Source organism: Pseudomonas sp. M20, from assembly GCF_045037865.1.
Classification (GTDB): Bacteria; Pseudomonadota; Gammaproteobacteria; order Pseudomonadales; family Pseudomonadaceae; genus Aquipseudomonas.
Map to the genome: position 1 here is coordinate 6,301,739 of NZ_CP173611.1, position 24,467 is coordinate 6,326,205.

The 24,467-nt window shown below is 60.0% G+C and carries 21 protein-coding genes; 12 read left to right on the plus strand and 9 right to left on the minus strand.

Annotated elements, in window-relative coordinates; genetic code table 11:
• Positions 1-108 precede the first annotated feature (108 nt).
• The 3 genes from ACI514_RS28030 to ACI514_RS28040 all read right to left on the minus strand — a co-directional run bounded on the left by ACI514_RS28030 (position 109) and on the right by ACI514_RS28040 (position 3,756).
• Positions 109-2,010, minus strand: coding sequence for a PhoX family phosphatase (locus ACI514_RS28030; RefSeq protein WP_160059677.1), 1,902 nt, complete (start codon positions 2,008-2,010; stop codon positions 109-111).
• A 70-nt stretch (positions 2,011-2,080) separates the two neighbouring features.
• Positions 2,081-2,845 carry a TOBE domain-containing protein gene (locus tag ACI514_RS28035; protein WP_160059676.1) on the minus strand — a complete coding sequence of 255 codons (765 nt, stop codon included), beginning with the start codon at positions 2,843-2,845 and terminating at the stop codon, positions 2,081-2,083.
• A gap of 176 nt (positions 2,846-3,021) precedes the next feature.
• Positions 3,022-3,756, minus strand: a complete 735-nt coding sequence (locus ACI514_RS28040) for a ComF family protein (protein WP_405122753.1) — start codon at positions 3,754-3,756, stop codon at positions 3,022-3,024.
• A gap of 91 nt (positions 3,757-3,847) precedes the next feature.
• Between ACI514_RS28040 and bioB the strand changes: the two genes are divergently transcribed.
• From bioB to ACI514_RS28090, 10 genes are all read left to right on the plus strand, one after another.
• Entirely contained in the window at positions 3,848-4,903 is a 1,056-nt protein-coding gene (bioB, locus tag ACI514_RS28045) for a biotin synthase BioB (RefSeq protein WP_160059674.1), read from the plus strand.
• Positions 4,904-5,051: 148 nt separating this feature from the next.
• Entirely contained in the window at positions 5,052-6,212 is a 1,161-nt protein-coding gene (gene bioF / locus ACI514_RS28050) for an 8-amino-7-oxononanoate synthase (RefSeq protein WP_405122754.1), read from the plus strand.
• 10 nt (positions 6,213-6,222) lie between these two features.
• Positions 6,223-6,954 (plus strand): alpha/beta fold hydrolase, encoded by a 732-nt coding sequence (locus ACI514_RS28055; RefSeq protein WP_160059673.1) that lies wholly within the window; start codon positions 6,223-6,225, stop codon positions 6,952-6,954.
• Complete coding sequence (bioC, locus tag ACI514_RS28060) at positions 6,947-7,756, plus strand: malonyl-ACP O-methyltransferase BioC (protein WP_160059672.1); 810 nt, start codon at positions 6,947-6,949, stop codon at positions 7,754-7,756. The genes ACI514_RS28055 and bioC overlap by 8 nt, the downstream gene beginning before the upstream one ends.
• On the plus strand, positions 7,753-8,433 hold the full coding sequence (gene bioD / locus ACI514_RS28065; RefSeq protein ID WP_134178024.1) for a dethiobiotin synthase: 681 nt from the start codon (positions 7,753-7,755) through the stop codon (positions 8,431-8,433). Before bioC ends, bioD begins: the two co-directional genes overlap by 4 nt.
• Positions 8,434-8,540: 107 nt before the next feature.
• Positions 8,541-8,837 (plus strand): pyrroloquinoline quinone biosynthesis protein PqqE, encoded by a 297-nt coding sequence (locus ACI514_RS28070; protein WP_160059671.1) that lies wholly within the window; start codon positions 8,541-8,543, stop codon positions 8,835-8,837.
• Between the two features lie 275 nt (positions 8,838-9,112).
• Positions 9,113-10,918 carry a phenylacyl-CoA dehydrogenase gene (locus ACI514_RS28075; RefSeq protein WP_077574793.1) on the plus strand — a complete coding sequence of 602 codons (1,806 nt, stop codon included), beginning with the start codon at positions 9,113-9,115 and terminating at the stop codon, positions 10,916-10,918.
• A 298-nt stretch (positions 10,919-11,216) separates the two neighbouring features.
• On the plus strand, positions 11,217-12,506 hold the full coding sequence (locus ACI514_RS28080) for a GGDEF domain-containing protein (protein ID WP_095050296.1): 1,290 nt from the start codon (positions 11,217-11,219) through the stop codon (positions 12,504-12,506).
• 90 nt (positions 12,507-12,596) lie between these two features.
• Positions 12,597-14,393: an acyl-CoA dehydrogenase C-terminal domain-containing protein gene (locus ACI514_RS28085; RefSeq protein ID WP_405122755.1), complete on the plus strand. Its 1,797-nt coding sequence runs from the start codon at positions 12,597-12,599 to the stop codon at positions 14,391-14,393.
• 212 nt (positions 14,394-14,605) lie between these two features.
• Positions 14,606-16,384, plus strand: a complete 1,779-nt coding sequence (locus ACI514_RS28090; protein ID WP_405122756.1) for an acyl-CoA dehydrogenase C-terminal domain-containing protein — start codon at positions 14,606-14,608, stop codon at positions 16,382-16,384.
• Between the two features lie 227 nt (positions 16,385-16,611).
• Here ACI514_RS28090 and ACI514_RS28095 read toward each other — a convergent pair whose 3' ends face one another.
• A complete protein-coding gene (locus ACI514_RS28095; protein WP_077574788.1) occupies positions 16,612-17,526 on the minus strand; it encodes a LysR family transcriptional regulator in 915 nt (304 codons plus the stop codon).
• Between the two features lie 169 nt (positions 17,527-17,695).
• Here ACI514_RS28095 and ACI514_RS28100 point away from each other — a divergent pair, with 169 nt between their 5' ends.
• Positions 17,696-18,979: an aspartate aminotransferase family protein gene (locus tag ACI514_RS28100; protein WP_160059668.1), complete on the plus strand. Its 1,284-nt coding sequence runs from the start codon at positions 17,696-17,698 to the stop codon at positions 18,977-18,979.
• Between the two features lie 194 nt (positions 18,980-19,173).
• Positions 19,174-19,332 carry a YqaE/Pmp3 family membrane protein gene (locus ACI514_RS28105; protein ID WP_003228885.1) on the plus strand — a complete coding sequence of 53 codons (159 nt, stop codon included), beginning with the start codon at positions 19,174-19,176 and terminating at the stop codon, positions 19,330-19,332.
• A gap of 111 nt (positions 19,333-19,443) precedes the next feature.
• On the opposite strand, the gene ACI514_RS28110 is transcribed toward ACI514_RS28105, so the two are convergent.
• The 5 genes from ACI514_RS28110 to pqqB form a co-directional block, all read right to left on the minus strand.
• Positions 19,444-21,255, minus strand: a complete 1,812-nt coding sequence (locus ACI514_RS28110) for a S9 family peptidase (protein WP_160059667.1) — start codon at positions 21,253-21,255, stop codon at positions 19,444-19,446.
• Positions 21,221-22,360 (minus strand): pyrroloquinoline quinone biosynthesis protein PqqE, encoded by a 1,140-nt coding sequence (gene pqqE / locus ACI514_RS28115; RefSeq protein WP_405124249.1) that lies wholly within the window; start codon positions 22,358-22,360, stop codon positions 21,221-21,223. The genes ACI514_RS28110 and pqqE overlap by 35 nt, the downstream gene beginning before the upstream one ends.
• Positions 22,353-22,628 carry a pyrroloquinoline quinone biosynthesis peptide chaperone PqqD gene (gene pqqD / locus ACI514_RS28120; RefSeq protein WP_007910068.1) on the minus strand — a complete coding sequence of 92 codons (276 nt, stop codon included), beginning with the start codon at positions 22,626-22,628 and terminating at the stop codon, positions 22,353-22,355. Before pqqD ends, pqqE begins: the two co-directional genes overlap by 8 nt.
• A complete protein-coding gene (gene pqqC, locus ACI514_RS28125) occupies positions 22,625-23,377 on the minus strand; it encodes a pyrroloquinoline-quinone synthase PqqC (RefSeq protein ID WP_093429953.1) in 753 nt (250 codons plus the stop codon). The genes pqqD and pqqC overlap by 4 nt, the downstream gene beginning before the upstream one ends.
• Before the next feature lie 140 nt (positions 23,378-23,517).
• The gene (pqqB, locus tag ACI514_RS28130; RefSeq protein ID WP_405122757.1) at positions 23,518-24,429 is read right to left on the minus strand and encodes a pyrroloquinoline quinone biosynthesis protein PqqB; all 912 of its coding nucleotides are present in this window, start codon (positions 24,427-24,429) and stop codon (positions 23,518-23,520) included.
• Positions 24,430-24,467: the final 38 nt, after the last annotated feature.

Genomic DNA, 24,467 nt, shown 5'->3' on the forward strand with positions numbered 1-24,467 from the left:
GCGGGGGAGTTGGTTGGTGTCTGTGCTGGCGCCATCGCTGGCAAGCCAGCTCCCACATTTGGAGTGCAATTCCCCTGTGGGAGCGAGCCTGCTCGCGAAGGCGATGGATCAGGCGCCGACGATCCCACCATCCTCACGGGTAATCGCCATCACCGAAGACCTTGGCTTACCATTCGGCAAATGCTCAGGGAAGGTCGAACCACCGTTCTCCCCCGGATGCTGAATCCCGACAAACAGGGTTTTCTGATCCGGCGAGAAACTGATCCCGGTGACCTCACAACCAATCGGCCCAACCATGAACCGACGAATTTCACCGGTCTTGGGGTCGGCGCACAGCATCTGGTTATTGCCCATCCCGGCAAAGTCCCCAGCGTTACTGGAGTCGCCATCGGTGAGAATCCACAAACGCCCGGCCTTGTCGAAGCCCAAGCCATCCGGGCTGTTGAACATGTTCTGCGGGGTGATGTTCTTCGAGCCGCCCTTCGGCGTCCCGGCATGCACGCCCGGATTACCGGCGACCACAAACAGATCCCAGGCAAACGTCTTCGCCGCATGATCGTCGCGGTCGGTGCGCCAGCGCAGAATCTGTCCGTAGACGTTCTTCTCACGCGGGTTCGGTCCGCCCACCGGCTGGCCGTCCTCGCCACGCTTGGCGTTGTTGGTCAGTGTGCAATAGACCTGGCCATCCTTCGGGCTGACAACGATCCATTCCGGGCGGTCCATGCGCGTCGCGCCGACGACACTGGCGGCGAGGCGTGCATGGATCAGCACTTCGGCCTGGTCGGCGAAACCGCTGCTGGCGTCGATGCCGTTTTTGCCGTGGGTCAGCTCGATCCACTGGCCCTGGCCTTTCGGGTGATCGGGGTTGCTGTCGCCATTATCGAATTTCGCCACATACAGGGTGCCGTGGTCGAGGATGTCGCGGTTGGCCTTGGCGTTGCGGTGGTTGATGCGGTCGCGGCTGACGAATTTGTAGATGAATTCGCCACGCTCGTCGTCGCCCATGTACACCACGGCGCGACCGTCGTCGGTCTCGGCCAGTGCGGCGTTTTCATGCTTGAAGCGGCCCAGCGCCGTGCGTTTGACCGGGGTCGATTGCGGGTCGAACGGATCGATCTCGACCACCCAGCCGTGACGGTTGAGTTCGTTGGGGTTTTTCGCCATGTCGAAGCGTGGGTCGTACGGGTGCCAGTTGATCTCGCGGCTGGCGACCGAGACGCCGTAGCGCTTTTGCGCCGGGTCGAACTGTTGCTGGGCATTGCTGCTGCCGAAACAGTCGGTGAAGTTTTCTTCACAGGTCAGGTAAGTGCCCCACGGGGTTTTACCGTTGGCGCAGTTCTGGAAGGTGCCGAGAACTTTCTTGCCGTGTTTGTCGGCAGCGGTTTTCATCAGGTCATGACCGGCCGCCGGGCCGCTGATACGTAGCGGCGAGTTGCCGTGGATGCGCCGGTTGTAGCGCGAGCCCTGAACGAACTGCCATTGACCGTTCTTGCGCTGCACTTCAATCACCGAAACGCCTTCGCAGGCCAGCGCCTTGCGCACGTCTTCGGCCGATTGCGGCATGCCGCCGTGCGGGTAGAGGTAGCGGTAGTTGGTGTATTCGTTGTTGATCGCCATCAACGCGCGGTTGCGGTCGTCGGGGAAGGCGAACAGGCTCATGCCGTCGTTGTTGTCGCCGAACTGCACTTCCTGTGCGGCCGCGGTGCCGTTGCCGCTCGGGTCGAACGCCGGGCCGTTTTTTTGCAATGGCTGGCCCCAACTGATCAGCACCGAAGATTTGTAGCCCTTGGGCAGCGTGATGACGTCAGTGGTCGCGGCGGGAATGCTCTCGAAACCGAGCAAGCGGCTGTTGCCAGCACTGACACCGGTGGCCAGTGCGCTACGGCTCAACAGACTGCCGCCGAGGAACATTGCCGCGCCGCACAGTGCACCGGCACCGATGAAACCGCGACGGCTGAGGCCGACCATTTTTTCCAGGTCAGTGGATTGGTTTTCTTCTAATAGGCTCACATCAGGCTCCCTGCTTGGTTTTGGCAGCTACCTTAATGAGCGTCGATGACGCTTTCGTTGCAGCGCCGGATTACAGCGGCGTGCCGATCAGCACATTGGACGGCGAAAACTGCACCTGCACCGGTTGCTCTACTGTCAGCCCGCGAGTGCGCAAGTCCAGCGGGTCCGCCAACGCGCAGAGGGTATGGCCGTTGGGCAGGGTGATCCGCACTTCGCTCGGGCCGTCTTCGGCGTCGAGAATCGCTTCGATGGTGCCGTTGAGAAGATTGTGACCAGACGTTGCAGATTGCTCGCTGCTCAGCAATTCCAGCCAGCCGGCCTTGATCAGGGCCACCACTTCGGTGCCGGCCTGCAGCTCCAGATGCAGGGTGCTGTCGTGGGTGATCTGCGCGTCAAGGTGCAGCCCTTCAGCCAGTTCGAGGCGGATCAGATCGTTGCGGCCCTGCGCTTCAATCGCCACGACTTTGCCGTGCAACTGATTGCGTGCACTGGTTCTGAGCATCAAGCGACCGAGCAGATCCAGATCGCTGGCATCCTCAGCGGCTTCCAAAACCTGGGCCTGCAAGGCTTGCAGCTTTTGATAAAGACGCAGGACGCGTTCGCCCTCGCTGGACAGTTTTGCACCGCCGCCGCCCTTGCCACCGACGGCGCGTTCGACCAGAGGTTTCTGCGCGAGGTTGTTCAATTCATCGATGGCATCCCACGCCGCTTTGTAGCTCAGGCCTGCGGTCTTTGCGGCGCGGGTGATCGAGCCTTGTTCGGCGATGTGTTGCAGCAAAGCGATGCGCTGCGGACGGCGGACGATGTGCTGGGACAACAGGGAAGGCATGGACATGAATGGGGGCTTTTTAGCTGTGGCGGTGGGAAGTGAAGTTCGCCGCTTGCAACGCCAGAGTCAAGCCAAACCCAATCCCCTATAGGAGCTGCGGCACGCTGCAATCTTTTGATCTTTAAAAACAAGATCAAAAGATTGCAGCGTGCCGCAGCTCCTACAGGGGGGATGTGTTGGCTTCAGGTTCCGGGTTTTGGCGTGCGGGCCAGGCAGTAAACGTCAACTCTTGCTGCGCCGGCATTCATTAACAATCTAGCTAACGCTTGGGCCGTGGCGCCGGTCGTCAGCACATCATCGATCAACGCCAGATGTCGGCCCTTCACCTGTGCATCGGGATTGAGGCTGAAGGCTTGCAGCAGATTGCGTTTACGCGCCTTGGCGTCGAGATCCTGCTGGGCGCTGGTGTTCTGCAGCCTGCGCAGGACCTGCTCCTCGCACGGCAGATCAAGCGACTTGCCCAGCCATCGCGCCAGCATCGCAGCCTGATTGAAACCACGCTGACGCAAACGTTGTTTCGCCATCGGTACCGGCAACAGCGCCTCCGGTCTTGGTACGTCCTCTTCGAAGCGATGTTGCAGGTACTGCCCGAGAACGTCGGCGAGCAGGTGGCCAAACGGCCATTTCGCGTTGTGTTTAAAGCGCGTAATCAAACTGTCAACAGGGAAGCCATACAGCCATGGCACGACCACCTGTTCGAACGCCGGCGGCTCTAGCAGGCACTCGCCGCAGGTCAGGTCCGCTGTGGATAACGGCAAAGCGCAGGTGATGCACTGCTCGCCGAGCCATGGCAGATCGGTTTCGCAGGCCACGCAGATTGGCATTTCTGCTTCTGCCGGCTCATCGCAAAGCAAGCAGATCTGTACATTATTTAAACAGATGTAAACCGGTCCTTCGTATCGTGGTTGACAGCGCATGACTCTTCCTTAAATATGCCGAACATCCGTGTCGCGCCTGTGGGTATTCCGTTCCCGCAGCCGCTAGCCAAGCATAACCAAGGAACTACCCATGAGCGCGAGCACCACCGCCACCCTGCGTCACGACTGGTCCCTGGCCGAAGTCAAAGCGCTCTTCGTACAGCCATTCAACGACTTGCTGTTCCAGGCGCAAACGGTGCACCGCGCACATTTCAACGCCAACCGCGTGCAGGTCTCGACCCTGCTGTCGATCAAGACCGGCGCCTGTCCGGAAGACTGCAAGTACTGCCCGCAGTCCGGTCACTACAACACCGGTCTGGAAAAAGAAAAGCTGATGGAAGTGCAGAAAGTCCTCGAAGAGGCTGCCCGCGCCAAGGCCATCGGCTCGACGCGTTTCTGCATGGGCGCGGCGTGGAAACACCCGTCGGCCAAAGACATGCCGTACGTACTGAAAATGGTTGAAGGCGTGAAAGCCATGGGTCTGGAAACCTGCATGACCCTGGGGCGTCTCGATCAGGATCAGACCGAAGCGCTGGCCAAGGCCGGCCTCGATTACTACAACCACAATCTCGACACCTCGCCTGAGTTCTACGGCAGCATCATCACTACCCGCACCTACAGCGAGCGCCTGCAAACACTGGCCTATGTACGTGAATCGGGAATGAAGATCTGCTCCGGCGGCATCCTCGGCATGGGCGAGTCGCTGGATGACCGCGCCAATCTGCTGATCCAGTTGGCCAACCTGCCGGAGCATCCGGAATCGGTGCCGATCAACATGCTGGTGAAAGTCGCCGGTACGCCGCTGGAAAACGCCGAAGACATCGACCCGTTCGACTTCATCCGCATGCTCGCCGTAGCGCGCATCCTCATGCCGCAATCCCACGTGCGCCTGTCTGCCGGCCGCGAAGCGATGAACGAGCAGATGCAGGCCCTCGCATTCTTCGCCGGCGCCAACTCGATTTTCTACGGCGACAAGTTGCTGACCACCGCCAACCCGCAGGCGGACAAGGACATGCAACTGTTTGCGCGCCTGGGCATCCAGCCGGAAGCCCGAGAAGAACATTCCGATGAGGTTCACCAGGCCGCGATCGAGCAGGCACTGGTTGAGCAGAAGAGCAGCGAGCAGTTCTACAACGCCGCCGTCTAACCGCAACTTGAAATGCAAAACCCCTGTAGGAGTGAGCCTGCTCGCGATAGCGGTCTGACATTCACCATTGATGTCGGCTGATACACCGCCATCGCGAGCAGGCTCACTCCTACATAAGATGTGTGTCATTAAAAAAGTCGAGGCCTGCATGTCTTTCGATCTCGCCGCACGCCTTGCTGCTCGTCGTGCCGAAAACCTCTATCGCCAGCGCCCGCTGCTTGAGTCCCCGCAGGGACCTGAAGTGGTGGTCGACGGCAAACCGTTGCTCGCCTTTTGTAACAACGATTACCTCGGTCTGGCCAATCACCCGCAAGTCATCGAAGCCTGGCGCGCCGGTGCTGAACGCTGGGGCGTCGGTGGCGGTGCATCGCATCTGGTTATCGGCCACAGCGGCCCGCATCACGCACTGGAAGAAGCATTGGCTGACCTCACCGGTCGCCCGCGTGCGTTGCTGTTCACCACTGGCTACATGGCCAACCTTGGTGCCGTTACGGCTCTGGTCGGGCAGGGCGACACGGTGCTGGAAGACCGCCTCAATCACGCTTCGTTATTGGATGCGGGTCTGTTATCCGGGGCGCGTTTCAATCGCTATCTGCACAACGACGCGGTGAGTCTGGCCAAACGTCTGGAGAAAGCCACCGGCAATACGTTGGTGGTCACCGACGGTGTGTTCAGCATGGACGGCGACCTCGCGGATCTGCCGGCGCTGGCCCGTGAAGCCAAGGCCAAAGGCGCGTGGTTGATGGTCGATGACGCTCACGGTTTCGGGCCGCTGGGTGCGAATGGCGGCGGGATTGTCGAGCATTTCGGTTTGAGTCAGGAGGATGTGCCGGTACTGGTTGGCACCCTCGGCAAAGCGTTCGGCACAGCAGGCGCCTTCGTCGCGGGCAGTGAAGAGCTGATCGAAAGCCTGATCCAGTTCGCCCGTCCGTACATCTACACCACCAGCCAGCCACCGGCGCTGGCCTGCGCGACGCTGAAAAGTCTGGAGCTGCTGCGCACTGAACACTGGCGTCGTGAGCATCTGCAAACGTTGATTCGCCAGTTCCGCCAGGGCGCCGAGCAGATCGGCCTGGAACTGATGGACAGCTTCACGCCGATTCAGCCGATCATGATTGGCGATGCCGGGCGCGCGGTGCGCCTGTCGCAGATGTTGCGCGAGCGCGGATTGATGGTCACCGCAATTCGTCCGCCGACCGTGCCTGCCGGCAGCGCTCGCTTGCGCGTAACCCTGACCGCCGCGCACAGCGAGGCGCAGGTGCAGCTATTGTTAGAGGGACTGGCCGATTGCTTTGCCCAACTGTCGTAGGAGCCAAGCCATGCGTGATCGCCTGATTCTGCTGCCCGGTTGGGGTCTCGGTGTGTCGCCGATGGAGCCTCTGGCCGCAGCATTGCAAGGGCTCGACGAGCATCTGAACGTGGAAATCGAGCCGCTGCCGGAGCTGGATTCCAGCGATCTGCAAGACTGGCTCGATGAACTCGATGAACGTATTCCTCAAGACGTTTGGCTCGGTGGCTGGTCGCTGGGCGGCATGCTCGCGTCCGAACTGGCGGCGCGCCGTGGCGAGCGTTGCTGCGGTTTGCTGACGCTGGCGAGCAATCCTTCCTTCGTTGCCCATGAACAGTGGCCGAACGCGATGCCCGGCGAGACCTTCGATGCGTTTCTCGCCGGTTGCCAGGCCGATCCGCGCACAACTCTCAAACGGTTCTCGCTGCTCTGTGCTCAAGGCGCGCAAGATCCGCGCGGCTTGTCGCGATTGCTGTTGGGCGGCGCGCCGAACACCGCGCCGGCGGCGCTGATGGCGGGCCTGGAATTGCTCGCGCAACTGGACACCCGCGAAGCACTGCAAGCATTTCGCGGTCCGCAATTTCATCTGTTCGCCGGACAGGACGCTCTGGTCCCGGCGGAAGCGGCGGGGGCGTTGTTCGCCCTGTTGCCGGATATCGAAATAGGTCTGATCGAACAGGCCTGTCATGCGTTTCTTCTGGAAGACCCCCACGGACTGGCGGGTGCTATCCAGGCTTTTCTACATGAGTGCGGTGATGACTGATTTGTCTCTTGTGCTGCCTGGCGGCTTGCCTGACAAACGCCAGGTCGCGGCCTCTTTTTCCCGCGCGGCGGCCAGTTACGACAGCGTCGCCGAGTTGCAACGTGATGTCGGTACACAGTTGATTGAGCGTTTGCCGCAGGAATTCGTGCCGGCGCGTTGGCTGGATCTGGGTTGTGGCACGGGTTATTTCACCCGCGCGTTGGCTTCGCGGTTTGCCGAGGGCCACGGTCTGGCGCTGGACATTGCCGAGGGCATGCTCAATCACGCGCGGCCATTGGGCGGCGCCGACCATTTCATTGCTGGCGATGCGGAGCGGCTGCCGTTGCAGGATTCAACCTGCGATCTGATTTTCTCCAGCCTCGCCGTGCAGTGGTGCGCGGACTTCGATGCGGTGCTCAGCGAAGCCTTTCGCGTGCTGAAACCGGGCGGGATTTTTGCGTTTGCTAGTCTTTGTGTAGGGACGCTGTTTGAGTTGCGCGACAGCTGGCGGCAGGTCGACGGGCTGGTGCACGTCAACCGCTTCCGCGAGTTCGCCCGCTATGAGCAGTTATGTGCCTCCAGCGGTTTACGGGCGTTGAGCCTGAAGCAACAACCGCACGTATTGCATTACCCGGATGTCCGCAGTCTGACCCATGAATTGAAAGCCTTGGGTGCACACAATTTGAATCCCGGAAGGCCGGGTGGTTTGACCGGGCGGGCGCGGATTCTCGGGCTGGTGGAAGCTTACGAGCAGTTCCGTGAGGCGTCGGGGTTGCCGGCGACTTATCAGGTGGTCTACGCCGTGTTGGAGAAACCCGTATGAGCGCAGCCTATTTCATCACCGGAACCGACACTGACGTCGGCAAGACCACCGTTGCCGCCGGGTTGCTGCATGCGGCACGTTCTGCGGGGCTGAGTACGGCGGCGGGCAAACCGGTGGCGTCAGGGTGTGAAGTGACGCCCAAGGGGCTGCGCAATTCCGATGCGTTGGCGCTGTTGGCCGAATGTTCGCTGCCGCTGACTTATCAACAGGTCAATCCCGTGGCGTTCGAGCCTGCGATTGCTCCGCACCTGGCAGCGCGCGAGGCCGGAGTAGCGTTGACCGTGCAATCGCTGCTGGCGCCGATGCGCGAGATTCTGGCGATGAATGCCGATTTCACTCTGATCGAAGGCGCGGGCGGCTGGCGGGTGCCGTTGGCTGATCAGGACAATCTATCGGATCTGGCGATTGCGCTGAAGCTGCCGGTGATTCTGGTGGTGGGCGTACGGCTGGGGTGCATCAGTCATGCGTTACTGACGGCCGAGGCGATTGCCCGTGATGGGCTGCAGTTGGCCGGGTGGGTGGCGAATATCATTGATCCGAAGACTTCGCGGCTGGAAGAAAACCTCGCGACGCTGGCCGAGCGGATTCCGGCGCCGTGTCTGGGGCGCGTGCCTAAACTCAAGACCTTGAGCGCGGAAGCGGTGGCGGATCATTTGCAATTGGATCTGCTCGACTAAGCTTTTCTCTATGGGCAGGCACTGTGCCATTAGTGTTTTTGACGGGTGTTTTTCTGGCGCCTCTGCTTCAATGGCGTCATTGATCCTTCCCAAGGATGAGAAATGTTATGGAAATCTCCGGTAACACAGCTTTTTATGCAGGTCTGAGCTCGATTCAGAACGGGCAGAACCGCGTCGATCAGGCTGCCAGCCAGATTGCCAACAATACTATCGAGCGCTCGGTGACCAGCCAGTCGTCCGAAGTGCAGGTTGACCGTCTACGCGGTGTGGATCGTGCCCAGCAATCGGATCTGGCCAGCAATATGGTCGAGATGTCCCAGGGCAAGATCCAGGCAGAGCTGGGCGTGAAGGTCGCCAAGGCGTCCGACGAAGTGCTCGGTACAATCATCGATACGTTTGCCTGATCTTTTTCCAATCTGCATTTTGAACGCCGCGCCTTGTCGCGGCGTTTTTCGTTGTAAGTCCTTCTCCCTCAACTAATCTTTTTTCAGCGCCCGTGGCTCGTTCAAGTCTATGGCGGTTTGCTGCGTCCGCTGTTTGAAAGATACGGGGACGAACGGCAAAAGATCGATGCTTGACAAGATTTCGGCGTAAACGTATGTTTCAAACAACTGTTTGACCGTCACAACAAATCAACACGGTCGTTCATTCCCGGTTACATCAGCAGAGGTTTATCGCTATGCCTGACTACAAGGCCCCCTTGCGTGATATTCGCTTCGTTCGTGACGAACTGCTCGGCTACGAAGCGCACTATCAGAGCCTTCCGGCTTGCGCAGACGCAACTCCGGACATGGTTGACGCCATTCTCGAAGAAGGCGCCAAGTTTTGTGAGCAGGTACTGGCACCGCTGAACCGCGTGGGCGATCTCGAAGGTTGCACCTGGAGCGAGTCCGGCGTGAAAACCCCGACCGGCTTCAAAGAGGCTTACAAGCAATTCGTTGAAGGCGGCTGGCCAAGCCTGGCGCACGACGTTGAGCACGGCGGCCAAGGCCTGCCGGAGTCGCTGGGTCTGGCAGTGAGCGAAATGGTTGGCGAAGCCAACTGGTCGTGGGGCATGTACCCAGGCCTGTCGCACGGTGCGATGAACACCATCTCCGAGCACGGCACTCCAGAGCAGCAAGAAGCCTATCTGACCAAACTGGTCTCCGGCGAATGGACCGGCACCATGTGCTTGACCGAACCGCACTGCGGCACCGACCTGGGCATGCTGCGCACCAAGGCCGAACCTCAGGCCGACGGTTCCTACAAGGTTTCCGGCACCAAGATCTTCATCTCGGCCGGCGAACACGACATGGCCGACAACATCGTCCACATCGTGCTGGCCCGCCTGCCGGACGCACCGGCTGGCACCAAAGGCATCTCGCTGTTCATCGTTCCAAAGTTCATGCCGAATGCCGATGGCACCGTCGGTGCACGCAACGCTGTGACTTGCGGTTCGCTGGAACACAAGATGGGCATTCACGGCAACGCCACCTGCGTGATGAACTTCGACGGCGCTACTGGTTACCTGATCGGCCCGGCGAACAAAGGTCTGAACTGCATGTTCACCTTTATGAACACCGCTCGTCTGGGGACTGCACTGCAAGGTCTGGCCCATGCCGAAATCGGTTTCCAGGGTGGCCTGAAATACGCTCGCGACCGTCTGCAAATGCGCTCGCTGACTGGCCCGAAAGCGCCGGACAAAGCCGCTGACCCAATCATCGTGCATCCAGATGTACGCCGCATGCTGTTGACCATGAAGGCTTTCGCCGAAGGCAACCGCGCGATGGTGTACTTCACCGCCAAACAGGTCGACATCGTCAAATACGGCGTCGATGAAGAAGAGAAAAAGAAAGCCGACGCACTGCTGGCCTTCATGACTCCGATCGCTAAAGCGTTCATGACCGAAGTCGGTTTCGAATCCGCCAACCACGGCGTACAGATCTACGGCGGCCACGGCTTCATCGCCGAGTGGGGCATGGAGCAGAACGTTCGCGACAGCCGCATTTCGATGCTGTACGAAGGCACCACCGGTATCCAGGCACTCGACCTGCTCGGCCGTAAAGTGCTGATGACGCAAGGCGAGGCCCTGAAAGGCTTCACCAAGATCGTTCACAAGTTCTGCCAGAACAACGAAGGCAACGAAGCCGTTGCAGAGTTCGTTGCACCGCTGGCAGCCATCAACAAAGAGTGGGGCGAGTTGACCATGAAGGTCGGTATGGCCGCCATGAAAGATCGCGAAGAAGTTGGCGCGGCCTCCGTGGACTATCTGATGTACTCCGGTTATGCCTGCCTGGCTTACTTCTGGGCCGACATGGCGCGTCTGGCCGCTGAAAAGCTGGCAGAAGGCACTGGCGACGCAGCGTTCTACACCGCCAAGCTGCAAACCGCGCGCTTCTACTTCCAGCGCATCCTGCCGCGTACCCGTACGCACGTGGCGACCATGCTGTCGGGCGCCAACAACCTGATGGACATGAAAGAGGAAGACTTCGCACTGGGCTACTAAGCCTTAACGCGGTCTATTGAAAAACCGCTGCTCCCTTGGAGCAGCGGTTTTTTTATGCGCGGATTTCCTCCGGTCGTGGGTATTCCTGAAAGAAATTCCCGACGTGGCCATCAAGCATGATGGCCATGAAGGAGATTTCATCTCCAAGGGGGCAAAAAACCTTGGCCGAAGGCTCAGAAATCAGCGTTTCCGGCCGTTAAAGAGACTGCGTGTGATCTGGATCACATTGTGTGTGCTTAACTGGTCACATTGCAGGCACAATGCCATCTCTTTGATATGACGGGTCGGAGCTTTACCCTTGCCGCGTTCTTCCGCTGTACGTTTCAGCCATTTCCTACCATCACTGCTGTTGTTACTTGCGGGGTTGGCGGCTGCGTACGTCAAAGACCTCAGTGTGTTCTTCACTTCGCTGTTCAATGTGTTGCCGACCTTGGTGCTGCTGTTGGGTGGCGCTTATTGCGCGGTTTACCGACGTCAGCGCGAACTGTTTCTGATGCTCACGGTGTACATCGCCTACTTCTTGCTCGATACCCAGACCGATTATTACCGCGACAACGGCAAGGTCCGCGAAGACGCTGCCGTGGTGTTCCACCTCGTCTGTTTGCTGCTGCCGCTGCTGTTCGGCCTGTTCGCGGCGTGGCAGGAGCGCACGCATCTGTTTCAGGACATGGTTGCGCGCTTCGCCGTGTTGCTGGCCTTTGGCAGTGTCGCGTTGGGCCTTGAGCAAAGTTATCCCCAGGCACTGCTGATGTGGCTCTCGGAAATCCGCTGGCCGGCGCTGCACGGCGCGTGGATGAGCCTGATCCAGCTGTCCTACCCGGTGTTTATCTCGGCATTCCTGTTGCTCGCCTGGCAATACTGGCGCAATCCGCGCCCGCTGCACGCGGCGCAACTGGTCGGCCTGCTCGGCGTGTTCTGGATGTTGCCGAAAACCTTCATCCTGCCGTTCACCCTGAACATCATGTGCAGCCAGGTCATGTTGATGATTGCCGCTGCGGTTGCGCACGAGGCTTATCAAATGGCCTTCCGCGACGAACTCACCGGTCTGCCGGGTCGTCGTGCGCTCAACGAACGCATGCAGCGTCTCGGGCGCAATTACGTACTGGCGATGAGCGATGTCGATCACTTCAAGAAATTCAACGACACCCACGGCCACGATGTCGGTGACCAGGTGCTGCGTCTGGTCGCGAGCAAGCTGTCGAAAATCAGCGGTGGCGGTAGGGCGTATCGCTATGGTGGTGAGGAATTCGCCCTGGTGTTTGCAGGCAAAACCCTTGAAGAGTGCATGCCGCATCTTGAAGTGATCCGCGAGTCGATTGCTTCCTACAGCATTCAGCTGCGTAATCAGGAGAACCGCCCGCAGGATGACCAACAGGGTCGTCAGCGTCGTGCCGGCTCGGGTGCCTCCAGCGTATCGGTGACGGTGAGCATCGGCGTCGCTGAACGAGTGGAGCAGCGCAATCCGGAACAAGTGCTGAAATCTGCCGACGAAGCGCTTTACGCGGCTAAAGGCGCAGGACGTAACTGCGTGGTCGCATTCGGCCAGAACCGCCGCGGCGCGGTGCGCATGGACACGGCCGCAGGTTGAGTGATGACGGCGCATTCAGCGTCTGCACAATGATTGTGGGGCGTGGTGGCCGGCAGTAGGTTGGAGAAATCTGCTGACGGAGAAGCCACCATGCCTGAGTACAAAGCTCCCCTGCGCGACATGCGCTTTCTGATCGACCACGTCTTCGACTTCCACGCCAATTACGCCGCCCTCGGTGCGCACGACGCCAGCCCGGACATGATCAACGCGATCCTTGAAGAGGGCGCGAAGTTCTGCGAGAACATTCTGGCGCCGCTCAATCGCAGCGGTGACGAAGAGGGCTGCCATTTCGACAATGGCGTGGTGACAACGCCTACAGGCTTCAAGCAGGCTTTCGCACAATACGTCGAGGGCGGCTGGCACGGTCTGGCCGCAGACCCGACCTACGGCGGCCAGGGCCTGCCGAGTTCGCTGGGGCTGGTGATCAGCGAAATGGTCGGCTCCAGCAACACGTCCTGGGGCATGTACCCGGGGCTGACTCACGGCGCGATGTCAGCGATTCACGCCCATGGCAGCGCCGAGCAAAAAGAAACCTACCTGAACAAACTCACCGCCGGCCAGTGGACCGGCACCATGTGCCTGACCGAAGCCCATTGCGGCACCGACCTAGGCATCATCAAGACCCGCGCCGTGCCTCAAGCTGACGGCAGTTATGCAGTCACCGGCAGCAAGATTTTCATATCTGCCGGCGAGCACGACATGAGCGACAACATCATCCATCTGGTGTTGGCCAAACTGCCGGACGCACCGGCCGGGACTAAAGGGATTTCGCTGTTTATCGTGCCGAAGTTCTTGCCGGATGCGGCGGGCGAAGCAGGCGAGCGCAATGGCGTTTCCTGCGGTTCGATCGAACACAAGATGGGCATCAAGGCGTCAGCCACTTGCGTGCTTAACTTCGACGGCGCCAAGGGCTATCTGATTGGCGAGGCGAACAAAGGCCTGAACTGCATGTTCACCATGATGAACCACGCGCGCCTCGGCACCGGTATGCAGGGTTTGTGTCTGGGCGAGGCAAGTTTCCAGGGCGCGATCAAATACGCCAACGATCGGTTGCAGATGCGCTCGCTGACCGGCGCCAAAGCTCCGGACAAGGCCGCCGACCCGATCATCGTCCACCCGGATGTGCGGCGCATGTTGCTGACCATGAAGGCCTTCAACGAAGGCAACCGCGCGCTGACCTATTTCACCGCGCAGATGCTCGACGTCGCGCACCTGAGCAACGATGCCGAGGCGCGTCAGGAAGCCGAAGACCTGTTGGCGTTCCTCACGCCGATCTGCAAGGCGTTCATGACCGACACCGGGCTGGAAGTCACCAACCACGGCATGCAGGTGTTTGGTGGCCACGGCTTCATTCGCGAATGGGGCATGGAACAGTTGGTGCGCGATTGCCGGATTGCACCGATCTACGAAGGCACCAACGGCATTCAGGCGCTGGATCTGCTTGGGCGCAAGGTGTTGGGCAGTCAGGGCAAGTTGCTGCGTGGCTTCACCAAAATCGTCCACAAATTCTGTGTAGCCAACGCCGAGCATCCGCAACTGGGCAGTTTCCTTGCGCAACTCAATGAGTTGAACCAGCAGTGGGGCGACCTGACCATAAAGGTCGGCATGGCGGCGATGAAGAATCCGGATGAAGTGGGCGCGGCGTCGGTGGATTACCTGATGTACAGCGGGTACATCATTCTCGGTTATCTGTGGTTGCGCATGGCGTTGGTGGCGCAGGCGCAGCTGGAGGCGGGCGAGGGCGAGGCGGATTACCTGCGCGGGAAATTGGCGACGTGCGAGTTTTACTTCAAGCGTTTGTTGCCGCGTGCGGCGGCGCATCGGATGGCGATCGAGGCGGGGAGTGATTGTTTGATGAAGCTGCCTGCTGAACTGTTTGCGCTTTAAGGAAGATCAAAAGATCGCAGCCTTCGGCAGCTCCTACATAGGATCGCGTTTTACCTGTAGGCGCTGGCGTAGGCTGTGATCTTTTTTTGGTGACTAAAAATAACAAAGCAGTCACCGGTTGACCCTATGTGTCGCAAAAGTTGTTGAGGTACACTCCGGCTCAACGAAAACACCCTTCCACGAATCACCGTTTAGATCTTGCGAGGTTTGCCATGGCTGACTACAAAGCGCCGCTGCGCGATATGCGCTTCGTCCTCAATGAAGTGTTCGAGGTCGCCAAACTCTGGGCCGAACTGCCGGCGCTGGCCGAGACTGTCGACGCCGAAACCGTTGAAGCCATTCTCGAAGAGGCCGGCAAGGTCACCAGCAAAAGCATCGCGCCGCTGAGCCGTGCGGCTGACGAAGAAGGTTGCCATTGGGCCGACGGCGCCGTCACCACTCCGGCCGGTTTCCCACAGGCTTATCAGACTTATGCCGAAGGCGGTTGGGTCGGCGTGGGCGGTGATCCCGAGTTCGGCGGCATGGGCATGCCCAAAGCCGTGTCGGCGCAGGTCGAAGAAATGGTCAACTCTGCCAGCCTGTCCTTCGGTCTGTACCCGATGTTGACTGCCGGCGCCTGCCTGTCGATCAACGCCCACGCCAGCGAAGAGCTGAAAGCTGCGTACCTGCCGAACATGTACGCTGGCGTCTGGGCAGGTTCCATGTGCCTGACCGAGCCGCACGCCGGCACCGACCTGGGGATCATCCGCACCAAGGCCGAGCCTCAGGCAGACGGGTCCTACAAGGTCAGCGGCACCAAGATCTTCATCACCGGTGGCGAACACGACCTCACCGAAAACATCATTCACCTGGTGCTGGCCAAGCTGCCGGACGCCCCGGCGGGCCCGAAGGGCATCTCGCTGTTCCTCGTGCCGAAGTTCATGGTCAATGCCGACGGCAGCCTGGGCGCGCGCAACCCGGCGAACTGCGGTTCGATCGAACACAAGATGGGTATCCAGGCCTCCGCGACCTGCGTGATGAACTTCGACGAAGCCGTGGGTTACCTGGTCGGCGAGCCGAACAAAGGCCTGGCCGCGATGTTCACCATGATGAATTACGAGCGTCTGGGCGTCGGCATTCAAGGCTTGGCCACTGGTGAGCGTTCCTACCAGAATGCCGTTGAATACGCCCGCGACCGTCTGCAAAGCCGTTCGCCGACTGGCGCGCAGAACAAAGACAAAGTCGCTGACCCGATCATCGTCCACCCGGACGTGCGGCGCATGCTGCTGACCATGAAAGCCTCGAACGAGGGCGGCCGTGCGTTTTCCACCTACGTGGCAATGCAACTCGACACCGCCAAGTTCAGCGAAGATGCCACCACGCGCAAACGTGCGGAAGATCTGGTCGCGCTGCTGACGCCGGTGGCCAAGGCATTCCTCACCGATCTGGGTCTGGAAACCACCGTTCACGGCCAGCAAATTTTTGGCGGCCACGGCTACATCCGTGAGTGGGGCCAGGAGCAACTGGTGCGTGACGTGCGCATCACCCAGATCTACGAAGGCACCAACGGCATTCAGGCGCTGGACCTGGTCGGTCGCAAGATCGTCGGCAGCGGCGGCGCGTTCTACAAGTTGTTCGCTGACGAGATCCGTCATTTCACCGCGACGGCCAGCGCCGATCTGGGCGAATTCACCAAACCGCTGAACGATGCCGTCGACACCCTCGACGAGCTGACCTCGTGGCTGCTGGATCGGGCGAAAAACAACCCGAACGAAATCGGCGCGGCTTCGGTCGAATATCTGCAAGCGTTCGGATACGTTTCCTACGCCTACATGTGGGCATTGATGGCCAAAGCCTCACTGGGCAAAGAAGCGCAAGACGATTTCTATGCCAGCAAGCTCGGCACCGCGCGCTTCTACTTCGCCCGTCTGCTGCCGCGAATTCACTCGTTGAGCGCGTCAGTGAAGGCCGGTAGCGAGTCGCTGTTCCTGCTGGATGCGGCGCAATTCTGATGCGATAGCGTCATGTAAGCATTCTCTTACATGACGTGCTGCTGTTCTCCCATATGCGCGGATTGGATCCACGGCTAATCTACATTTCATGGACGTCGCGCAGGAAGCGCAAAGCAACAACACGGACACGTAGGATTCTGCCAGGGTGGCGGAGTGAAATGGATGTCAGGGAAACAGTCTGCAAAGCCCCGCTTCGGCGGGGTTTTCTTTTGCCTGTAGAAAAGTAGTCAGGCCAACGGATCCAGCGCTGGCTTTACTTCGCGCTCCATCACTTCTTCCAGCAATGTCTGCAATAGCGCCAAAGGTGCCTGCTGGCGCTGCACATCGCGACAGACCAGCCCAACCTTCAGCGGCACCCGTGGCTCGCTCAGCGGTTTCCACAGCAGATCCTGATCGTCGTATTCCTTCTGCGAACGGCCCGGCAGCACCGTTGCCAGTTTGGTGTGCGGCAGACTGTCGAGAATCCCCACCATATTATTCAGCTCGGCCTGCACCTGCGGACGTCGCCCGAGGGCAGTGAGTTGCGCCTGCCAGATCTGGCGAATCTGAAACTCTTCGCCCAATAGCAACATCGGCAATTCAGCGGCCTGGCGCATCGAGACTTTCTTGAATTCGCGCAACGGATGATCCGCCGGGATCACCAGTGTCAGTTCATCTTCGTACAACATCACCCCATGCAGCCCCGGTTGGCGCGGCGGCAGATAACTGATGCCGATGTCCAGCGACCCGTTGAGCAGACGCCGCTCGATCTCAAGTCCGGTCAATTCATAAATCTGCACCACTAGATGCGGCTGCGCCTTGCGCACCCGCTCGAGCATTTGCGGCACCAGACTTGTGTGCACCGTTTGCAGCACGCCGATCGCCAGCGTGCGCAAGGCCTGGCCCTTGAAGTTGCCCAATGCTTCGCGCGCCCGTTGCAAGCCGTCGAGCAATGGCAAAGCGTGGTTGTACAGCGTGTGCGCGGCGAGGGTAGGCAGCAGGCGTTTGCTGCTGCGCTCGAACAGGGTGACGTCGAGGTTCTGTTCGAGCTGGCGGATCTGCTGCGACAGCGCCGGTTGCGAGATCGACAGGCGTTCAGCGGCACGGCCGACATGGCCTTCTTCGTAGACCGCGACGAAATAACGCAGTTGTTTGAAATCCATAAGTAACGCTTATCGAAAATGCTGATAAATCGAAATGGCCCGCAAGCCTGGGTGAGCCTAGTCTAACCGCATTCACAAGGCTTACAGGGCCAGAAAGCGCGATGAATAGCGTTCGCTTCGATAGTGTTTGCATAGGCAGTTCAAAAAACCTCGAAAGAGGCTTTTTCCAATGAATCTGTTCAGTTTGCGGCGCCAGATGCCGAGTCTTGATGACCTCGCCTTCGAGGCCGATCCCGCTGAAAGCAGCGAAAATCCTAGCGCTGAAAGGCTGATGCCCAGCGTCGAAAGGCCGCAACAGGTGTTCGTCCGGGGGCAGGGTTCATGGTTGTGGGACAGTAACGACCGCGCTTACCTCGATTTTTCCCAGGCCGGCGGTGCCAATAGCCTTGGCCACAGCCCTTCGGCATTGGTCAAAGCCATCAGCAGTCAGGCGCAAGCGCTGATCAATCCCGGTTTCAATCTGCATAATCGCGGCATGCTCAGCCTTGCCGAGCGTCTGTGCGCCGCCACTTTCAGCGATCAGGCCTACTTGCTCAACAGCGGCAGCGAAGCCTGTGAAGCAGCGATCAAACTCGCGCGCAAGTGGGGGCAGCTGCATCGCGGCGGCGCCTCGCGGATCATTGTCGCGAAGCAGGGTTGTCACGGTCGCAGTCTGGCGACAATTTCCGCCTCGGACAGCTGCAACCTGCACAACCGGTTTGCGCCGTTGCTGCCGGGTTTCGATCTGGTACCGTTCAACGACTTGCCGGCGTTGCACGCGGCGGTCGATGCGCAGACTGTAGCGATCATGCTGGAGCCGATCCAAAGTGATGCCGGCGTTGTTCCGGCAACCGGGCATTACCTTAAAGGTGTCGAACGACTGTGCCGCGAATTGGGCATTCTGCTGATTCTCGACGAAGTGCAAACTGGCTTAGGTCGCTGCGGCACCTTGCTCGCAGAACAATCCTACGGCGTGCGCGCCGATATCGTCGTGCTCGGCAAAGGGCTTGGCGGCGGTGTGCCGTTGGCGGCACTGCTGGCACGGGGCAATGCATGCTGTTTTGAGGCGGGCGAACTCGGAGGTACGCATCACGGCAATGCGCTGATGACAGCGGCCGGTTTAGTGGTACTCGACAGCGTGCACGACCGCAGCTTTCTCCAGCAGGTCAACGACAACGGCCAGCATCTGCGTGAAGGCCTTACCCGATTGGCGCACCGCTACGACCACGGCGAACTGCGCGGCCAAGGCCTTTTCTACGGGCTGACCCTGTCAGACGATTGCGCCGAAGCTGTGGTCCACGCCGCCCTCCACGAAGGCCTGCTGCTCAACGCCCCGCAAGCCAACTGCCTGCGCTTCACCCCGGCACTCACGGTCAGCAAAGCCAACATCGACGAAATGCTCCTGCGCCTGGGCCGCGCCTTCTCGCGAGTGCGCACCGCACAACTGCAATGCCGCAAGGGGATTGCAGTTTGAACTGAAGTTTCCTACCCGATTCCAAGAACCGTCTCGCGGTATAACGCACGCCCCACGCCTGACTCTTTTGGCGTGGGGCGTTTTTTTGTGAGGTGATGGCGATCAAATGGCAGTTGCACTGAACCCTGACGAACGGCGCAGGTCGATTAGCTTGTATGGCTCAAGTGAGCCAACCCCCATACAGGAGCTGCCCCATGGATTTCATTCGCATCATCATCGCTATTCTGTTGCCACCACTGGGCGTGTTTCTGCAGGTCGGGTTTGGCGGGGCGTTCTGGCTGAACATTCTGCTGACGTTGTGCGGGTATATTCCGGGGATCGTGCATGCGGTGTACATCATCGCCAAGCGCTGAGTCAGCGGCATAAACCTGTAGGAGCTGCGGCACGCTGCGATCTTTTGATTTTAATTCGAGGATCAGGATCAAAAGATCGCAGCGTGCCGCAGCTCCTACAGGGAGAGGGTTTCAGTCTGTAAATCCCATCACCCGTCGATAGAATTTCCACTCCTGTTCCAGCGCATGCGCCTGATTGGTGGCGCGGCGGAAGCCGTGGCGTTCGTCGGGGTAGTAATGGGCTTCGACCGGGATGCCGTTCTGCTCCAGGGCCGTGACCATGTCGCGAGTCTGTTGCGGGACAACCACTGCGTCCAGTTCGCCCTGAAAGAAAATCACCGGCACGCGGATGTCGTCGGCATGCAGTAATGGCGTGCGGGCGGCGTAGCGTTCGGCGTCTTGCTCGGGATCGCCGATCAGCCAGTCCAGATAATCACCCTCGAATTTGTGCGTTGCCCGAGCCAATGCAATCGGGTCGCTAACGCCGTACAAACTCGCTCCGGCGCGGAAGACGTGTTTGAACGCCAGCGCACATAACGTGGTGTAGCCGCCTGCGCTGCCACCTCGAATGAATGCCCGTTCCCCGTCGATCAAGCCCTGTTCGGCAAGATACGCAACGACGCCACAAGCATCCTCGACATCCACCTCACCCCAGCTCAGATGCAACGCCTGACGATACTCCCGGCCATAACCGCTGCTGCCGCGATAGTTGAGATCGGCGACGGCGAAGCCGCGTTGCGTCCAGTATTGAATGCGTGGGTCGAGCGTCGGGTAGCAGGCCGATGTCGGGCCACCGTGGATGAACACCACCAGCGGCGGTTTTGTCTCGCCGCTCATGGCTGGATAGAAGAAGCCGTGCGCTTCGCCCGAACCGCTTGGGTAGCGCAGGGTTTGCGGACGGCTGATGCGCTCAGCGGGCAGGGGCGCAACACCACCGGCCAGCACTTTCACTTCGCGGCTCGTTCGATCAATAGCGATGACCGCCGAAGGGCTGATCGGCGACGCGGCGATGCAGTAGATGTTCTGTGCATCCAGCGCCAAGTGGCGGAAGCGGCAGTAATCCCCCGTGTAATCTTCATCGCCAAGCGTAAGGCGCCCAAAACCACCTTCGCTCCAACTGGCGAGAACGCAATCCCCAACAGGAAACCAGGTGCAGCCGCCGAGTTGCCAAGGCGCCGGTGCATGATCGGCCTGAGCAGCGGGCAATGGTTTCAAGCCGTCGGAAGTCTCAACCCACGGCTGCCAGAAACCACCGCGATCAGTCAGGCAATACAACTGACCTTGAGCATCAAATCGTGGTTGTTGAATGGATTCTTCAATCTCACCGCCGGCAACGCATCGCGGCGAACTGAATGCGCCGTCGGTCCTGCGTTCAGCGACCATCAACCGAGTCGAGGTCCACGGCTGATGCGGGCGACTCCACTCGACCCAAGCCAAACGCTGGCCATCCGGGCTGAGGGTTGGCGCAGCATAAAAATCCACACCTTCAGCCAGCAAGTGTCGACTGCCGTCAGCCAGATCAATCGCTACCAGTCGATGCTGATCGTGCTGTTCTTCTACCGCCAGCACTTGACCGAAAGCGAAATGCAGATCGCCATAACGACACTCACCCGAGGTCAGCGCCTCAGGTTTTCCATCCATCCTCTGCCGATACAACTGCTGATCCGCCTCAGCAACGAAAACCACCCCATCCGGCGTCAGACAAAACGCGCCACCGCCATATTCGTACACGCGACTGCGCACACTGAAGCCATCCGGCGTCAGACATTTCGCCACGCCATCGCGCCAATGCCAGATCCGGCACGCGGCATCTTCCGGACGATATTCATTCCAGAACAGCCCATTAGCGCCGAGCTGCAGCTCGGCGAAGTCCATGCCGGCAGCGACGGCTTGCGAGGCGCTGAAAGGCTCAGCCCTTGGCGATGAGGCGTGAGTTTCGTTCATTGCGAAAGGCCAACTGTTCGATGGTTTGAGTGGCGGTCTCGGCTTCTTCGCGAGCCTTGAGAATCACGCCGTGATGTTCGGACTTGCTGCACACCGGGTCGGCATTGCTCGCATCGCCGGTGAGCATGAATGCCTGGCAGCGGCAGCCGCCGAAGTCTTTTTCTTTCTCGTCGCAGGAGCGGCACGGCTCGGGCATCCAGTCGTAACCGCGGAAGCGGTTGAAGCCAAACGAGTCGTACCAGATATGCTGCATGCTGTGATCGCGCACATTGGGAAATTGCACCGGCATCTGCCGGGCACCGTGGCAGGGCAGGGCGGTGCCGTCCGGCGTGACCGTCAGAAAGATGCTTCCCCAGCCGTTCATGCAGGCTTTCGGGCGTTCTTCGTAGTAGTCGGGGGTGACGAAAATCAGCTTGCACGGATGCCCTTCGGCTTCCAGTTTTGCGCGGTATTCGTTGGTGATGCGTTCGGCACGCGCCAGTTGTTCCTTGGTCGGCAACAGGCCGACACGATTGAGCTGCGCCCAACCGTAGAACTGGCAGGTGGCGAGTTCGACGAAGTCGGCTTCCAGCGCGATGCACAGCTCGATGATGCGGTCGATCTTGTCGATATTGTGCCGATGGGTGACGAAGTTCAGCACCATCGGATAGCCATGGGCCTTAACCGCGCGGGCCATTTCCAGCTTCTGCGCGAAGGCTTTTTTCGAGCCGGCGAGCAGGTTGTTCACTTGCTCGTCGCTGGCCTGAAAACTGATCTGGATGTGATCGAGGCCGGCCTTCTTGAAGTCGCTGATTTTCTGCTCGGTCAGACCGATGCCTGAGGTGATCAGGTTGGTGTAGAAACCCAACTGTCGCGCTTCATGGATCAGCTCGGCGAGATCCTGCCGCACCAGCGGTTCACCACCGGAAAAGCCCAGTTGCGCCGCGCCCATCTCCCGCGCTTCGCGAAAGACTTTGATCCACTGCTCGGTGCTCAGCTCTTTGCCCTGCTCGGCGAAATCCAGTGGATTGGAGCAGTACGGGCATTGCAGCGGGCAGCGGTAGGTCAGCTCGGCGAGCAGCCACAGCGGCAGGCCGACTTCAGGTTTGGGCGGCAGATCAGGCAAGTTCGATCCAGTGCTGCGCACGGGCAACCTCCATGAATTGCTCGATGTCGTCACCGAGCTCAGGCACGCCGGGGAACTGTTCATCGAGTTTGGCGATGATCGCCGCCACATCGCGCTCACCGTCGATCAAACCACCGATCAATGCGGCGCTGTCGTTGAGCTTGATCATGCCTTCCGGGTACAGCAGCACGTGGCCTTTTTGCGCCGGTTCGTACTGGAAGCGGTAGCCGGGACGCCAGGTCGGGACTTTGCTGCGGTCGAAACTCATAAGGTGATTCCTTTATGCCAGACGCGTTGTTCGGTCACGCTGTGATACGGCGGACGGTTCAGTTCGTAGGCCATGCTCATGGCATCGAGCATGCTCCAAAGAATGTCCAGTTTGAACTGGAGAATTTCCAGCATGCGCTCCTGACCTTCGCGCGTCTTGTAGTGCTCCAGCGTGATCGCCAGACCGTGCTCGACATCGCGCCGCGCCTGACCAAGGCGGGTGCGAAAGTATTCGTAGCCGGCCGGGTCGATCCACGGGTAATGCTGCGGCCAGCTGTCGAGGCGCGATTGGTGGATCTGCGGCGCGAACAGTTCGGTGAGCGAACTGCTGGCGGCTTCCTGCCAGCTGGCGCGGCGGGCGAAGTTGACGTAGGCGTCGACGGCGAAACGTACGCCGGGCAGTACCAGTTCCTGGGAACGCAGTTGATCCGGGTCGAGACCCACCGCTTGGCCGAGACGCAGCCAGGCTTCGATGCCGCCGTCTTCGCCGGGGGCGCCGTCGTGGTCGAGCAGGCGCTGGATCCACTCGCGACGGATTTCGCGGTCCGGGCAGTTGGCAAGGATCGCCGCGTCTTTCAGGGGGATGTTCACCTGATAGTAGAAGCGGTTGGCGACCCAGCCCTGAATCTGCTCGCGAGTAGCACGGCCTTGGTACATCGCCACGTGGTACGGGTGGTGGATGTGGTAGTAGGCGCCTTTGGCGCGCAGGGCCGCTTCGAATTCGGCCGGGGACAGCGGGGTGTCGGTCATTGCGGTTCTCCGGGGAACAACCCTAGAAATATCTGGTGTCTGTGCCGGCCTTATCGCGAGCAGGCTCACTCCTACAGGTGATCGCATTCCAATGTAGGAGTGAGCCTGCTCGCGATAGACCGCGCAGCGGTCTCAAATGCTTACAGCACAATACTCATGCCATCGAACGCCACTTCAACATTACGCCGCGCCAGCTCGGCACGCTCCGGCGAATCTTCATCGAGAATCGGGTTGGTGTTGTTGATGTGGATAAGCACCTTGCGCTGCTCAGGCAGTTGCTCCAGCACTTCGAGCATGCCGCCAGGTCCGTTCTGCGCCAGGTGGCCCATCTCGCGACCGGTGCGGGTGCCGACGCCTCGGCGCTGCATTTCATCGTCGTCCCACATCGTGCCGTCGACCAACAGGCAATCGCTGCTCGCCATGATCTCCAGCAGCGGTGCATCGACCTTGCCCAGCCCCGGCGCATAGAACAATTTGCCGCCGGTCTTCAGGTCTTCAACGATCAGACCGATGTTGTCGCCCGGATGCGGATCGAAGCGGTGCGGCGAGTACGGTGGCGCGGCGCTGCGCAATGGCAGCGGGGTGAAACGCAGGTTCGGGCATGCGGTCACGGTGAAGCTCTGGTCGAGTTCGATGCGGTTCCAGTCCAGCCCGCCGTTCCAGTGGGTGAGCATCTTGAACAGCGGGAAACCGGTGCTGAGGTCTTCGTGAACCATGTCCGTACACCAGACCTGATGCGGGCAGCCTTCGCGCAGGCTGAGCAGGCCGGTGGTGTGGTCGATCTGGCTGTCCATCAGGATGATCGCGCTGATGCCGGTGTCACGCAGGGCGCGTCCCGGTTGCATCGGGGCGAAGCTTTGCAGCTGCGCGCGGATATCCGGCGAGGCGTTGCACAACACCCAGTTCACGCCGTCATCGGAGATCGCGATGGACGATTGGGTGCGGGCCTTGGCATTCAGGCTGCCGTCGCGAAAGCCTGCGCAGTTGACGCAGTTGCAGTTCCACTGCGGAAAACCGCCGCCAGCGGCCGAACCCAGAATCTGGACGAACATGAACACTCCATCATTTCAACGCGGAAAATAAAACGCCC

Coding starts and splice junctions, on each gene's coding strand:
- ACI514_RS28055 (WP_160059673.1), top strand. CDS start 6,223: ATGCGTGATCGCCTGATTCTGCTGCCCGGTTGGGGTCTCGGTGTGTCG.
- ACI514_RS28105 (WP_003228885.1), top strand. CDS start 19,174: ATGGATTTCATTCGCATCATCATCGCTATTCTGTTGCCACCACTGGGC.
- ACI514_RS28085 (WP_405122755.1), top strand. CDS start 12,597: ATGCCTGAGTACAAAGCTCCCCTGCGCGACATGCGCTTTCTGATCGAC.
- ACI514_RS28090 (WP_405122756.1), top strand. CDS start 14,606: ATGGCTGACTACAAAGCGCCGCTGCGCGATATGCGCTTCGTCCTCAAT.
- bioD (WP_134178024.1), top strand. CDS start 7,753: ATGAGCGCAGCCTATTTCATCACCGGAACCGACACTGACGTCGGCAAG.
- bioC (WP_160059672.1), top strand. CDS start 6,947: ATGACTGATTTGTCTCTTGTGCTGCCTGGCGGCTTGCCTGACAAACGC.
- pqqC (WP_093429953.1), bottom strand. CDS start 23,377: ATGACCGACACCCCGCTGTCCCCGGCCGAATTCGAAGCGGCCCTGCGC.
- bioF (WP_405122754.1), top strand. CDS start 5,052: ATGTCTTTCGATCTCGCCGCACGCCTTGCTGCTCGTCGTGCCGAAAAC.
- ACI514_RS28070 (WP_160059671.1), top strand. CDS start 8,541: ATGGAAATCTCCGGTAACACAGCTTTTTATGCAGGTCTGAGCTCGATT.
- ACI514_RS28100 (WP_160059668.1), top strand. CDS start 17,696: ATGAATCTGTTCAGTTTGCGGCGCCAGATGCCGAGTCTTGATGACCTC.
- ACI514_RS28040 (WP_405122753.1), bottom strand. CDS start 3,756: ATGCGCTGTCAACCACGATACGAAGGACCGGTTTACATCTGTTTAAAT.
- pqqB (WP_405122757.1), bottom strand. CDS start 24,429: ATGTTCGTCCAGATTCTGGGTTCGGCCGCTGGCGGCGGTTTTCCGCAG.
- pqqD (WP_007910068.1), bottom strand. CDS start 22,628: ATGAGTTTCGACCGCAGCAAAGTCCCGACCTGGCGTCCCGGCTACCGC.
- ACI514_RS28110 (WP_160059667.1), bottom strand. CDS start 21,255: ATGAACGAAACTCACGCCTCATCGCCAAGGGCTGAGCCTTTCAGCGCC.
- bioB (WP_160059674.1), top strand. CDS start 3,848: ATGAGCGCGAGCACCACCGCCACCCTGCGTCACGACTGGTCCCTGGCC.
- ACI514_RS28095 (WP_077574788.1), bottom strand. CDS start 17,526: ATGGATTTCAAACAACTGCGTTATTTCGTCGCGGTCTACGAAGAAGGC.
- ACI514_RS28075 (WP_077574793.1), top strand. CDS start 9,113: ATGCCTGACTACAAGGCCCCCTTGCGTGATATTCGCTTCGTTCGTGAC.
- ACI514_RS28035 (WP_160059676.1), bottom strand. CDS start 2,845: ATGTCCATGCCTTCCCTGTTGTCCCAGCACATCGTCCGCCGTCCGCAG.